The following is a 12,655-nucleotide window of genomic DNA, read 5'->3' on the forward strand; positions in this document are numbered from 1 at the left end:
TGCAGGAAAGGCCGTATGCTGCCGCATACCGGCCTTTTTCTGTTATGGAAAGTTGCACTTCAAATGCAAATCCGCCGGCCTCTTTGGGCCAAGGATGGTCGGTGCGGGTTAATCGAGGCGGTAAAACTCGTCCGCGCCCAACGGTTCGCGTTCCAGCAGGGCGGCGAAGGCGGCGGTGTCGGCGCAGGAGCCTTGTTGCAGCAGGGTGATGCTGTCGGGGCTGAGGAAGCCGTCGCTCAACAGATTGGCCAGCGGCAGCATCGGGCGCAAGAGGGGGAGCGGGATGGAGGCGGTTTGAAACGGCGGTTTGCGGTGCACGGTTTGGCGCAATAGGTTGAGGTAGTCGGCCAGCGTCAGTTTCAGACGGCCTGTCATGTGGATGACGCTGCCGTGTGTCGGCGGGGCGTTTAGGAGGCGGGCGAGGCCGTCGGCCACGTCTTCGGCATGCACGGGTTGGAGGTCGAAACGGCCGCCGTCCGGCAGGGGCAGGATGGGCAGGCGCGCCAGTTTGAGGAAGACTTCACAGCTGCCGCCGCCGCGCCCGTATACCACGGAAGGGCGTGCCAAGACGGTGTGCGGGCCGTTTTCGCAGACGGCTTGGTCGCCGCGCCCTTTGCTGCCGATGAAGGCGACAGGATGTGCGGGGTCTGTGCCGAGGGCGGAGAGTTGCAGCCAGCGGGAAACGCCCGCTTCCCGCGCCCATGCCGCCAGTTTGGCAGGGGTACGGTGGTGGACGGTTTCGAGCAGGTCGCGGCGGCGGCTCATGATGCCGACGCAGTTGGCGACGGCATCGCAGCCTTCCAGCAGCGGCATGGCGGCGGATGTTTCGGGGTTCAGCAGGTCGAGTTCGCGGCGCGACGGGGTGCAGACTTGGTGTCCGGCTTCGCGCAGGCGGCGGGCGAGGCGGCTGCCGATAAAGCCGCTGCCGCCGAGCAGCAGGATGTTCATGGTGTTTTCCTTGTTTTCTTTGTCGTCGGGCGGGGGATGCTTGAGGCCGTCTGAAAGTTTGAATGTGCGGCTGGCGTGTGTTTGGGCATTCGATATTCCGTTGGCTTGTCGGTTTGGAAACGGGCGGTTGTCCGCGTTGTCCGTTTCGGTTGTGAAACCGCCGTCCGGCTTTGTTTTCCTGTTTTCAGACGGCCTCCGTGTCGGACGGGGAGGCCGTCTGAAAAGGTTTTAGGTGTGCAGCAGGCGTTTGAGCGGGCAGGGTTGTTCTTTCGGCTGCGGCAGGACGCGGTGCGCGCTCCATTCCGGCGCGGCGGCATCGAGGCGGCGCGCGAGTTCGGGCAGGTGGTTGGAGGGGACGGCGGCAAACAGGTGGTGTTCCATGTGGTAGAGCAGGTAAACGGTGGCGAAGTTTGCCCAGGCCTGCCGTTCGGTGCGGGCGTATACGCCGTGCGTGTCGCAGTCGTGATGCACCGACCAGACGGCGAAGAAGCCGACCAATGCGTTAGCCGCTATCATGGCGGCGGTGTGGTAAAGCAGTACGGGGTGCCGCGTGATGAGGGCGGCGGCGGTAAAGGCGGCAATCAGGAGCATGTCGAGGCGGCTGCGGCTTCGGGTGGTGCGGCTGCCGTGCATCAGCCCCTGCCATTGGATACGCACGGAAAACAGGCCGCCGAACAGGATGGCTTTCCAGGCGGGCAGGCGTGCCCAGTTGCCTTCCACGTCTCCTTCGCCCAGCGGGTCGCGGTGGTGTTGCAGGTGGGTGTGGCGGATGGCGTGGGTGCTGCACAGCATGGCGATGCTCAGCAGGTGCAGCATGATGCGTACGCCCGGACGGTTCAGGCCTATGCTGTGGTGGTAGCAGTCGTGCGCCTGCCGCAGGGCGCAGGTGAAGAAGAAAAATGACATGACGAGTGCGGCAAGGTATTGCCCGTATGCCGCAAACAGCCAGGATGCGGCCAAGAACGGCAGGGAGAGCAAAACGTTGAGGGCAATCTGGCGGCGGTTTAAGTGCAGCAGGTCGCGCCATTCGATTTGGGGTTTTCCGGTCGGATTCATTTTTGCTGTTCCAGTTCGCTGATGCGGTATCCTGCGGGTATTGAGGGTTCTTTTTTCTGCAACAGGCGGATTTGCTGCCGGATTTGGTAGGCCAGCACCAAAAGCAGGATGACGCCGCCCAAGATGGCGCAGCGCATGGCGATAAGCAGGTTGGCGGCCGCGCTGAGTTCGAAATTCGGAGCGAACGCCAGGACGCACAGGAGCGGGATGAAAACCGTCAGCCCGGCGTAGAGCCGCTGCCAAAACAGGCCGCTTATTTCTTTGACGTTTTCGCGTTCGTCGTTGCAGAGGGAGGCCAGGACGTGCTTGAGCTGCGGGCCGACAATCAGCCAGCAGGTCAGGCTGGTGAGGAGGGAGACGGCGGCCGTCATGATAACAATCATCAGGTTTTCCATGGTGTTTCCTTTCGTTGTTCCGGCGGGTCAGTAAGTCAGCAGCAGGCGGCGGGCGGTTTCGTTTTGTTTCCGGCAGTAGGCGGCCATTTCCTGCGGTTTGCCTTCGAGGGCGCGCACGGTTTTGGCACGGGAACCGACGAACTCGAGCAGTTCTTTTTCGATTCGGGCGGCTTGTGCGGCATCGCCGCCGGCCATGCGGTTTTCGCATTCTTGAACCCGGCGCAGGTGCGCGGTCATTTTTTCCGGCGGCAGGGCGGCATCTTGGCTGTCGGGCGGGCAAGGCATGGTGAAGACGGCGATTTCCATGTTGTCGCGGAAGACGCGGGGGCATTGGGACAGTCCGCCGTCGTCGGCGGCAAAGGCGGCGCAAGGCAACAGCAGCAGAGGGAGTAACAGTTTTTTCATTTCAGGTTCCTTTCTAAAGGTTTGATGCGGCATACGCCGTTTTCGCATTGCGGACGGGGCAGGAGCCACGCCGGGAAGCGGTAGCGGTTGCGGGCGAACCAAGGGTAAATCAGATCGGCGAGGCGGTCGAGCAGCGGCAGGTTGGCTAGTTTGACGAGGGCAAAGCCTTTAAATCCACGGTACATCAGCCGGACGGCCGGCATTTTGCCCAGCATGATGCCGTCGTTGCGCAATATGTGCAGGTAGGTTAGCGCATCTTCGGCGGTAATGCCGTATTGTTTCAATATTTCTTCGTTGCCCTGAATGGCGACGGCTTTGAAATATTCCGCGCGGTTGTCTTCCAAAATCAGGGCGATTTCACGGATGCAGATCGGGCATTCGGCATCGTAGAAAATTGTGTGCTTTTCCATGGCGTTACTCTATAGGGCGGTTCGGGTTTACAGGCGGGTTTCAGACGGCCTCAGGCGGGTTTGAGCACCATCAGGAAGTAGATGACGACTGTGGCGCAGAAGGCGGGATAGCCCAGCAGTTCCCAAATCCGCGCATAACGCCAGTATTTTTGCGGCAGGCTGTTTTCTCCCGCTTCGTGTGCGGCCTGCGCCATTTTCGCCAGACGGATTTGCAGCCAGACCACGGGCAGCCAGCAGATGCCGCTCAAGATATACAGGCCGATGGTCCAGGCTATCCATTTTGTGTCGAAGGATAAGTTGGCCTGCGACATCATCCACCAGCCCGACAGCGGTTGGAAAATCACGGCGGGCGTGGTGAACCACCAGTCGGCCTTGATGACCCATTTCGACACCACCGCCTGCGCCGGCACGGAGCCGCTGCGGTTGGCCCAGAAGAGGTAGAACGCCGTGCCGAAGCCGGTGCCGACCATCAGCGTGGCCGAAAGGATGTGCAGGGTTTTTACAATCAGATAGGTGTTCATGATGTCGTTCCTCGAATAAACGCGGTTTCACTTTTTCAGACGGCCTTCATGCCACAGGAAGGCCAGCAGTGCCAAAATCGGCAGGTTTTTGACCAACGGCGCGAATGGGTGCAGCCACATTTGCGGCAGGGCGAACGCGATAATCAGGCTGTATGCCGCCACCGTTGCCGCTTGTACCGCCCAAAGTACGGGCAGGCGGCGCGCGCGGCTGAAACACAGCAGGCCGAAGACGATGTCGAGCAGCGATGAAGCCAGCAGCAGCGGCCATTGGAAGGCCGTCTGAAAACCGACTTCGGCCAAGAGGGAAAGCGATTCCTGCGGCGCGGTCAAAACCGGTTGCAGTCCGCTCCACAGCCACAGGATGCCGAGGGAGTAGGGCAGATAGGCGGGTATTCTACGTTGCTGTTTCATTTTTAAAATTTCTAAATTTCTGTCTATACAGAAATCGTAAGCCAAAAAATTTTTGCCGGACGGCGGTTTGCCGCAACAACGGATACGGCAGTTTTATTCAACTTTTATTCAATGCTGTTTCAGTATTTATATTGCAGCATTTCCTATTCAAGCCGTTTTCAGACGGCCTGGATGTTTGGAATGGCTGCATTGTATTTTTAGTCTATAATTTCTGTCAATACAGAAATAAAAATAAATTTGAAGCCGGTGGAAGTAAAATCGATATTACTGTTTGTTAAAAACGGTAGTTTTATGAGAAAATGAAAGAGAATAATTATTTTTTAAACAAGCCGTCTGAGAAGTGCCGATAGGTTTTCAGACGGCCTTTTGACAGGCAGATATTTTTTTATCTTTTTTTGGAGTGATGTTTGATGAAATTCCGTTCCGTTTTCATGGCTTTATCTTGCGCATTTGCTTTGGCCGCCTGCGGCGGTCAGGACGGCTCCGCTTCGGTGCAGGCCGGTTCCGCCGCATCCGAAGTGCCGGCCGGCTCGGTTAAAGTCCAAACCGCGCACGGTGAAGCCGTTGTGCCGCAAAATCCCGAACGTGTGGCGGTTTATGATTTGGGCGCGGTCGATACGCTGAGCAAATTGGGCGTGAAAATCGGCGCGTCGGTGGATTCGCAGAATTTGGCCTATTTGGATGCGCCGCTGAAAGACGCGGTGAAGGCGGGCACGCTGTTCGAACCGAACTACGAAGCCTTGAATGCCTATAACCCGCAGTTGATCGTTATCGGCAGCCGTATGGCTAAAGATAAGGTGTCCGACGAATTGGCCAAGCTTGCGCCGACCATCGATATGACGGCGCAAACGGACAATATGAAGGAGAGCGCGAAGGCGCGCATTGATGCTTACGGCAGGATTTTCGGCAAGCAGGCCGAAGCGGATGCTTTGAAGGCGGAAATCGATAAGACGTTTGCCGATGCGAAGGCCGCCGCGCAGGGTAAGGGAAAAGGGCTGGTGATTTTGGTGAACGCGGGCAAGTTGTCGGCTTTCGGCCCCGATTCGCGTTTGGGCGGTTGGATACACCGCGATATCGGCGTGCCTGCGGCGGACGAGGCGATTAAGGAAGGTTCGCACGGACAGCCGGTTTCTTTTGAATATATCAAAGAGAAAAATCCCGACTGGCTGTTCGTCCTCGACCGCAGTGCGGCGATAGGCGAAGAAGGGCAGGCGGCGCGCGAAGTGTTGAATAATCCGCTGGTGGCGCAGAGTACGGCCTGGAAAAAAGGGCAGGTGGTGTATCTGCCGCCGGAAACTTATTTGGCCGCAGGCGGTGCGCAGGAGCTGCTGAATGCGGGTAATTTTTTGAAGGATGCTTTTTCTCAGGCGAAATAGGCGTTCAATTTTTTCAGACGGCCTTGATGCGCGGGATGCCGCCATGAGGCCGTCTGAAAGTTTGTGCGGGCTGTGCGCGGATGTTGTGTGGCAATGTGATGCGATATTCCGACACGCGGGGCTGCGTATAAAGCCAAACCGGTGTGCCGCCCTCAACGGCGGGGCTTCAACCATTTAAGGAAATAATGATGAAACGACAGGCGTTGGTGTTCAATCTGGCCAATCTGTTGATATTGCTGCCGCTGTTTGCATTGAGTTTGTCGGTCGGGGTGGCGGAATTCCATTGGTCGCGGATTTTTTCTTCGGCCGACAGTATGCAGTTGATGCTGATCAGCCGCCTGCCGCGCACGTTTGCGGTGGTGTTGAGCGGTGCGTCTCTGGCGGTGGCGGGCATGATTATGCAGATTCTGATGAAAAACCGCTTTGTCGAGCCTTCGATGGTGGGGGCGAGCCAGAGTGCGGCTTTGGCCTTGCTGCTGATGATGCTGTTTGCGCCGTCCGTTGCGCCGCTGTTGAGGATGTCGGTCGGCGCGGCGGCGGCGATGGCGGGGATGCTGCTGTTTATGGCGTTGATTTCGCGCCTGCCGCCGACGGCGCAGTTGATGGTGCCGCTAGTGGGGGTGATTTTCGGCGGGGTGATTGAGTCGGTTACGCTGTTTATCGCTTATGAGCAGGAGATGATGCAGGCTTTGGGCGCGCTGTTGTCGGGTGATTTCTCCAATATGATGCAGGGGCGTTACGAGCTGCTGTGGATAGGCGGCGCGGCGGCGGCATGCGCTTATCTGATTGCAGACCAATTGACGATTGCGGGGCTGGGCGATTCGGTCAGCGTCAACCTCGGCCTGAACCGCACGGCGGTTTTGTGGTCGGGGCTGATGATTGTGTCGCTGATTACTTCGCTGGTGGTGGTTACGGTGGGCGGCATTCCGTTTATCGGGCTGGTCGTGCCCAATATCGTCAGCCGTTTGATGGGCGACAAGCTGCGTGCGAGCCTGCCGGCGGTTGCGCTGATGGGGGCTTCGCTGGTGTTGGCCTGCGATATCGTCGGCCGGACGATACGCGCGCCGTTCGAGATTCCCGTATCCACTGTGTTCGGCGTGGTGGGGACGGTGTTGTTTTTGTACCTGCTGATGCGCAAACCCGCGCACGCCGTCTGAAAAAGGGAGGTGCCGAATGTCGAATAAAAAAACGGCCGCATTGTCCGGCCTGTACCGCCCGCTGTGGCCGGCTTTGGCCCTGCTGGCCGCATCCTGCGTGCTGTTTATGACGCTGGGTGCGAACGGGCATTGGGATTTCGTCTTGCCAAGGCGGGGGATGGTGCTGGCCTCGCTGCTGCTGGTGGCGTATTCGGTGGGCGTTTCGACCCTGCTGTTCCAAACGCTGACCAACAATCCGATTCTCACGCCGTCGGTGCTGGGTTTCGATTCGCTGTATGTGTTTTTGCAGACGCTGCTGGTGGCGGTGTTGGGCGGCATCGGCTATTCGTCTCTGCCGCAGACGGGCAAGTTCGCCTTCGAACTGGCGGCGATGGTCGGCGGCTCACTGCTGCTGTTCCAAACGCTGATGCGGCAGGGTGGGCGCGATTTGGCGCGGATGATTTTAATCGGCGTGGTGTTCGGCATTTTGTTCCGCAGCCTGTCTTCGTTGCTGCAAAGGCTGCTCGACCCCGAAGAGTTTGCCGTGGCGCAGTCGAGCACTTTTGCTTCGTTTAATACAGTGAACGCCAAGCTGCTGGGGGTGTCGGCCGTTATCGCGCTGGTGTCGGCCTTCTTCCTGTGGCGCGAACGGTATAAGCTGGACGTGCTGCTGCTGGGGCGTGATCAGGCGGTGAATCTCGGCCTGAATTACCGGCGCGATATGTTGTGGATTTTATTCTGGATTGCGGTTTTGACGGCCACGGCCACGGCCTTGGTCGGGCCAGTGAGCTTTTTCGGCCTGCTGGTGGTGGCCTTGTCCGACCGCTTTTGCGGCAGCATCCGCCACAGCCTGCGCCTGCCGATGGCCTTTCTCACCGCATCGGTGCTGCTGGTGGGTGGGCAGACCGTGTTTGAACACCTTTTGGGCATGAAGGCCGTGTTGAGCGTGGTCATCGAATTTGCCGGCGGGCTGGTGTTTTTATGGCTGGTGCTGCGAAAGCCGAAGTAGTTTTTTCAGACGGCCTTTTACTTCGTAAGGCCGTCTGAAAACCACATTCCAATCAAATGAAAACAAGAGAATAATACAATGATATCCATCCAAAACGTCAGCCACGGCATAGGCGGGCAAACCATATTGGACAACGTCAGCCTCGACATCCCGCAAGGCGGCATCACCGCGTTGATTGGGCCCAACGGCGCGGGCAAATCCACCCTTTTGTCGTTCATGGCACGGCTGCAGCCGCTCAAACACGGCAAAATCACCTGCGGCGGACTGGACGTAACGGCCACCCCGACCGCCGAATTGGCCAAAACACTCTCCATCCTGACACAGGAAAACAACATCGTCAGCCGCATCAGCGTGCGCGACCTGCTCATGTTCGGCCGTTATCCCTACCATCAGGGCAGGCCGTCTGAAAACGACAAAGCCATCGTTGAAAACGCATTGGCGTCTTTCCAGCTTCAGACGTTTGCCGAACGCTACCTGACCGAGCTGTCGGGCGGACAGCGGCAGCGGGCGATGATAGCCATGGTGTTCTGCCAGCAGACCGATTACGTTTTACTGGACGAGCCGCTCAACAACTTAGACATGTATTACGCCCGCAACCTGATGCAGCTTTTGCGCCGCCTGACCGACGAACACAGCCGCACCACCGTCGTCGTCCTGCACGACATCAACCAGGCCGCCGCCTATGCCGACCACGTCGTCGCCATGAAGGGCGGCCGCGTCGCCATGACCGGCCACCCCAACGAAGTCTTCACCGCCGCCAACATCCGCGAACTGTTCGACATGGACGTGGACGTATTGGACTACAAAGGCCGGAAACTCGTCGTGCACCACGTTTGACGGTGCATGTTGATATATCGGGAGGCCGTCTGAAAACCTTTTTCAGACGGCCTCATGCTACAATCCGCCGCTTCAACGATTTATTTGAGACGCATAACGATTATGGCGCAAAACATACAGGCAGCCCTGCAACAACTCAATACCCTAATCCTGGGCAAAGAAGACGTACTCAAACAACTGCTGGCCTGCATTTTGGCCGACGGCCATGTTTTATTGGAAGACGTGCCGGGCGTAGGCAAAACCACGCTGGCGCACGGTGTGGCGGCGGTGCTCGGCCTGGATTACCGCCGCGTGCAGTTCACCAACGACATGCTGCCTTCCGACCTCTTGGGCATCAACATCTACCGCCCGAACGAAGGCAAATTCGAATTCCATCCCGGCCCCGTGTTCCACTCCTTCCTGCTGGCCGACGAAATCAACCGCGCCTCGCCCAAACTGCAATCCGCCCTGCTTGAAGCCATGGAGGAAAAGCAGGTTTCGGTGGACGGCCGGACCTACCGCCTGCCCAAGCCCTTCATCGTTGTGGCGACGCAAAACCCGACCGAACAGCTCGGCACTTTCCCGTTGCCCGAATCCCAGCTCGACCGTTTCATGATGCGTTTGAGTATGGGTTATCCCGCTGCCGAAGCGGAAAAAATGCTCTATTTCCACGGCGACCGCCGCCGCGTGCTGCCGAAAATACAGCCGGTCTGCAATGCCGAAACCCTGACGGCTTGGCAACAGCAGGCGGCACAGACGAAGTTTGCCCAAGCCGCTGCCGATTATGTGTTCCGGCTGGTGCAGGCCACCCGCCAGCCCGGCCTGTTCGTTACTGGCCTCAGCCCGCGTGCGGGACTGGCCGTCGTCAATGCCGCCAAAGCATGGGCGTTCATGCACGGACGCGGCCATGTGCTGCCGGACGACATCAAGGCCGTTTGGATTTCCGTGACCAACCACCGCCTGCGCCCGCTGCAACAGGGCGGCAGCAGTACGCAGCTGCTTAACGGCATCCTCAATCATGTGGCCGTTCAGTAAATCCCTGCCCGCGCCGTCCGTCGGACGTTCGCCCGCCCTGTCGGCCATCCGCTGCCGTCCGACGCGCTTGGGTGCGGGTATGGCTGTCGTCGTGGTTTTGCTGTGGCTGGTCGGCGTCAATTACCAAGTCAATCTGGCCTATGCCGCCGCCTTTTGGCTTTTGGGCTTCCTTATCGTTGGCGTGCTGCTGACCCTGCGCCAGCTTTTGTCCTTGCAAATCGACGTTGAAATGCCTAAAGAAGTGTTTGCCGGACAAGAGGCCGAACTGCACCTGCGCGCCGTGAACAACCGCAGGCAGCGGCAATTGTGGCTGTGCAGCGAAGATGATTTTCTAAACGGCGACAGGCCGTCTGAAAACCTGTGGCAGGCTTGGACGGTGGATGCGGCAGGGGAGAAAGAGTTCGTTTGGCGCGTTCCCGCACGCCTGCGCGGACGGTTGCGCGTGCCGCCGCTGCGTACCGCTTCAGTTGCGCCGTTCGGCCTGATTGCCGCCCAATGCGTCTGGCACTGGCCGAGCGACGCGCTGGTGTATCCCGCTCCGATAGCGCATACGCCGCCGCAGGCGAGGCCGAAGGCGGACGTTCAGGCGGCCGAACGCCGTCTGAAACCCGGCGGCGACGAATTGGCCTACCTTCAAGTGCATCAGGACGGCATGTCGTTGCAGCATGTGGCATGGAAAACTTATGCCAAAACAGGCGAAATGATGTCGAAACGCTTTGAAGAACTGCAGGCAGTGGCCGACGACCGTATCATTTCCTACCGGGATTATCCGGCGGGTACGGATAACGAACGGCTGGCAGGGCTGCTGTGCCGCCGCGTGCTCGATGCCGAACGGTTTGGCACACCGTATGTATTGGAGCTGCCGCGCCGCACCATCGCGCCGCAAAACGGCCAGCGCGAAATGTGCCTTGCCGCGTTGGCCCTGATGTAAAGACAAGAGGCCGTCTGAAACGGCCTTCCATACGGGCGCAATCTATTTTCACTGTGTGTGAGCCGCGCTTTCAGATGGCCTCAAACGCCACAAAACCTACGGAAACGTTTTTTCCATGCTAATATTGAATCCCGCCTTTTTGGAACAGATACCGCCGCGCAAAGTGATTGTGGCGGTTTTGCTCGCATTGGTTTGGGCATCACTGCCGCTGCTGACGACGCTGCCTGCCGGCATCATTGCCGTGTTCGGCGGTATGCTGGTATTACGCTTCGTGCTGCTGTATCTGCAGGCAGGCAAACTTCCGACCTGGTTTTTGATGATTTTGCTGGTGGCGGCAGGAGCGGTCGTGTGGCAGCAGTTGGGTACCGTCATCGGCCGCGAGGGCGGCATTTCTTTCCTGCTGCTGATGATTATGCTGAAGGCTTTTGAAGGCCGGGCGATGCGCGATTGGCAGGTGCTGCTGCTGTCCATGCTGTTTCTGGTCGGTTCGGCCGTGTTGTTCAATCAAAGCCTGCTGACCGGCGCATGGCTGCTGTTGGCCTTGTTGTCCGTCAGCCTGTGTTTCGCGCTGCTTTGCGGGCTGACCGTCGGTACGGCCGTGCGGCAAGGTTTGTTGGCCTTCGGCCTGACATTGCCGCTGATGGCTGTGTTGTTTGTCGTGATGCCGAGAAAAAGCGAGCCGTTGTGGCGCATACCGCAGCCAAAGCAGGAACAGGCGAAAACCGGCTTGTCCGATACGATGGAGCCGGGCAATATCGGCAGCTTGGTACAAAGCAATGAATTAGTGGCCAACGTAACCTTCGACAACGATGTCCGTCCCCGTCCGGAACAGCTTTATTGGCGTGCGGTGGTGATGGCGGATTTTGACGGGAAAACATGGCGGGCGTTGCCTGTGGCGATTGATGATCCTACAGCAAATGTACGTTCAGACGGCCTCAAGGTGTCTTATCAAATGATTTTGCGGGATCAGGACGGCATTATTCCCGTATTGGATTATCCGCTGGCTTCAAATAACCATCCGCCCGCCGTGTCCGTCCGGTTGGGAAACGTTATCCGTGTCCGCAGCAGGGAAGGGTTGAGGCGGGTCAGCCTGCAATCAAGTGCTTCCGATATGATGTCGCAAACGTTGAAGGAGTTTGAAAAACAGTATTATCTGCGCCTGCCGCCAAGCGGCAATTTCCGCACCCGCCAATTGGCGCAACTGCTGGCCGGAGAAAGTACATCCGCACGGCAGTTTGCCGATAAAGTCCTCAATTATTACCGCAGGCAAAAGTTCGCCTATACCCTGCAACCGCCTTTATATAGCGGCAATAATGGCATCGACGATTTCATGTTCGGTAGTAAACAGGGTTTTTGCGAACACTATGCCCAAAGTTTTGTCGTAATGATGCGCGCAGCAGGCATCCCGGCCCGTGTTGTCACCGGTTATCTCGGCGGAGACTATCAGGAGAACGGCAATTTTTGGCAAATCCGCAGCAAAGATGCCCATGCATGGGCAGAAATTTGGCTTGAAGAAGAGCAGGCGTGGCTGCGTATAGACCCCACGACTGCGGCGTCCGCACAACGCCAAAGCGGCGGATTGAGCAATGCCTTGCCTGAAAACGAATGGCAACTGGTATCCGGTGGGAATAACGACCAAATTTGGAACCGATGGGCAGAGAGCGGGCAGTTCTATTGGCAGCAATGGGTTGTCAATTATGATGACAGCAGTCAAAACAACCTGTTTGCAAAAATAGGACTGGGAAAATTCAACTTTTCTACCGGTATCTTAGTAGGATTCGGAGGCATCCTGGTTGCTTTGCTACCTATTGCTTGGTGGTGGCTGCGAGGCAGGAGGAAGGAGCAAGAACCGTTGGCAGAGGGCTTCCTATTACTTAAGAATGTGTTGCTTGGTTCGGAAGATGAAACCCTGCCATCCGTTACTGCTTCAGAACTGATCGAAATAATGAAGCAAAATAATGCAGAAGATGCAGAAGTAACCCAGTTATTGCACCAATATGAAGAATGGCTGTTTGCTTCTGATACGTTGCCAAGTAAAACAGAAGAAAGACGATGGTTGAATAAAGTAAAAAATGTTGCCCGGAAATATGCAGAATAAAAAATAAGTTAAATATTCATATAAAACATGCTGATAAGCAATTTCCCATATTTTTCTTGCAATATTTGTTTGACAGTATTTTCGGATGTGCGTATAGTTCGGTTCTTC

General features: G+C 57.5%; 16 protein-coding genes. 8 read left to right on the top strand and 8 right to left on the bottom strand.

Annotation, left to right across the window (positions count from 1 at the left end):
• Positions 1-108: 108 nt before the first annotated feature.
• Positions 109-948, bottom strand: a complete 840-nt coding sequence (locus ACTHSL_RS11305) for a sugar nucleotide-binding protein (protein ID WP_440381478.1) — start codon at positions 946-948, stop codon at positions 109-111.
• Here ACTHSL_RS11305 and ACTHSL_RS11310 point away from each other — a divergent pair.
• The gene (locus tag ACTHSL_RS11310; RefSeq protein WP_440381479.1) at positions 947-1,180 is read left to right on the top strand and encodes a hypothetical protein; all 234 of its coding nucleotides are present in this window, start codon (positions 947-949) and stop codon (positions 1,178-1,180) included. The genes ACTHSL_RS11305 and ACTHSL_RS11310 overlap by 2 nt on opposite strands.
• Here ACTHSL_RS11310 and ACTHSL_RS11315 read toward each other — a convergent pair.
• Genes ACTHSL_RS11315 through ACTHSL_RS11340 form a run of 6 tightly spaced genes read right to left on the bottom strand, consistent with a single transcriptional unit; the run spans position 1,177 to position 4,146 of the window.
• Positions 1,177-2,004: a fatty acid desaturase family protein gene (locus tag ACTHSL_RS11315; protein ID WP_440381480.1), complete on the bottom strand. Its 828-nt coding sequence runs from the start codon at positions 2,002-2,004 to the stop codon at positions 1,177-1,179. The two genes, ACTHSL_RS11310 and ACTHSL_RS11315, sit on opposite strands and share 4 nt — an antisense overlap.
• Positions 2,001-2,399 (bottom strand): hypothetical protein, encoded by a 399-nt coding sequence (locus tag ACTHSL_RS11320; protein ID WP_440381481.1) that lies wholly within the window; start codon positions 2,397-2,399, stop codon positions 2,001-2,003. Before ACTHSL_RS11320 ends, ACTHSL_RS11315 begins: the two co-directional genes overlap by 4 nt.
• A gap of 27 nt (positions 2,400-2,426) precedes the next feature.
• Positions 2,427-2,804, bottom strand: a complete 378-nt coding sequence (locus ACTHSL_RS11325) for a hypothetical protein (RefSeq protein WP_003770784.1) — start codon at positions 2,802-2,804, stop codon at positions 2,427-2,429.
• Positions 2,801-3,214: a thiol-disulfide oxidoreductase DCC family protein gene (locus ACTHSL_RS11330; RefSeq protein WP_440381482.1), complete on the bottom strand. Its 414-nt coding sequence runs from the start codon at positions 3,212-3,214 to the stop codon at positions 2,801-2,803. Before ACTHSL_RS11330 ends, ACTHSL_RS11325 begins: the two co-directional genes overlap by 4 nt.
• 50 nt (positions 3,215-3,264) lie before the next feature.
• Positions 3,265-3,735 carry a DUF2269 family protein gene (locus ACTHSL_RS11335; RefSeq protein ID WP_003770789.1) on the bottom strand — a complete coding sequence of 157 codons (471 nt, stop codon included), beginning with the start codon at positions 3,733-3,735 and terminating at the stop codon, positions 3,265-3,267.
• A gap of 27 nt (positions 3,736-3,762) precedes the next feature.
• Positions 3,763-4,146 (bottom strand): DoxX-like family protein, encoded by a 384-nt coding sequence (locus ACTHSL_RS11340; RefSeq protein WP_440381483.1) that lies wholly within the window; start codon positions 4,144-4,146, stop codon positions 3,763-3,765.
• 410 nt (positions 4,147-4,556) lie between these two features.
• Between ACTHSL_RS11340 and ACTHSL_RS11345 the strand changes: the two genes are divergently transcribed.
• Entirely contained in the window at positions 4,557-5,522 is a 966-nt protein-coding gene (locus tag ACTHSL_RS11345) for a siderophore ABC transporter substrate-binding protein (protein ID WP_440381484.1), read from the top strand.
• Here ACTHSL_RS11345 and ACTHSL_RS11350 read toward each other — a convergent pair.
• Positions 5,510-5,659, bottom strand: coding sequence for a hypothetical protein (locus tag ACTHSL_RS11350; protein WP_440381485.1), 150 nt, complete (start codon positions 5,657-5,659; stop codon positions 5,510-5,512). The genes ACTHSL_RS11345 and ACTHSL_RS11350 overlap by 13 nt on opposite strands.
• A 51-nt stretch (positions 5,660-5,710) precedes the next feature.
• Here ACTHSL_RS11350 and ACTHSL_RS11355 point away from each other — a divergent pair, with 51 nt between their 5' ends.
• The 6 genes from ACTHSL_RS11355 to ACTHSL_RS11380 all read left to right on the top strand — a co-directional run bounded on the left by ACTHSL_RS11355 (position 5,711) and on the right by ACTHSL_RS11380 (position 12,547).
• Positions 5,711-6,679, top strand: a complete 969-nt coding sequence (locus ACTHSL_RS11355; RefSeq protein WP_440381489.1) for an ABC transporter permease — start codon at positions 5,711-5,713, stop codon at positions 6,677-6,679.
• A gap of 16 nt (positions 6,680-6,695) precedes the next feature.
• Positions 6,696-7,667 (top strand): iron chelate uptake ABC transporter family permease subunit, encoded by a 972-nt coding sequence (locus ACTHSL_RS11360; RefSeq protein ID WP_440381486.1) that lies wholly within the window; start codon positions 6,696-6,698, stop codon positions 7,665-7,667.
• A 78-nt stretch (positions 7,668-7,745) separates the two neighbouring features.
• Positions 7,746-8,504 carry an iron ABC transporter ATP-binding protein gene (locus tag ACTHSL_RS11365; RefSeq protein WP_074896288.1) on the top strand — a complete coding sequence of 253 codons (759 nt, stop codon included), beginning with the start codon at positions 7,746-7,748 and terminating at the stop codon, positions 8,502-8,504.
• 102 nt (positions 8,505-8,606) lie between these two features.
• Complete coding sequence (locus tag ACTHSL_RS11370; protein ID WP_049249393.1) at positions 8,607-9,518, top strand: AAA family ATPase; 912 nt, start codon at positions 8,607-8,609, stop codon at positions 9,516-9,518.
• Positions 9,502-10,449, top strand: a complete 948-nt coding sequence (locus ACTHSL_RS11375; RefSeq protein WP_440381487.1) for a DUF58 domain-containing protein — start codon at positions 9,502-9,504, stop codon at positions 10,447-10,449. Before ACTHSL_RS11370 ends, ACTHSL_RS11375 begins: the two co-directional genes overlap by 17 nt.
• A gap of 115 nt (positions 10,450-10,564) precedes the next feature.
• A complete protein-coding gene (locus ACTHSL_RS11380; RefSeq protein WP_440381488.1) occupies positions 10,565-12,547 on the top strand; it encodes a transglutaminaseTgpA domain-containing protein in 1,983 nt (660 codons plus the stop codon).
• Positions 12,548-12,655 lie beyond the last annotated feature (108 nt).

It is taken from the genome of Neisseria sp. P0008.S010 (assembly GCF_051962715.1).
In the GTDB taxonomy this organism is placed as follows: domain Bacteria; phylum Pseudomonadota; class Gammaproteobacteria; order Burkholderiales; family Neisseriaceae; genus Neisseria; species Neisseria elongata.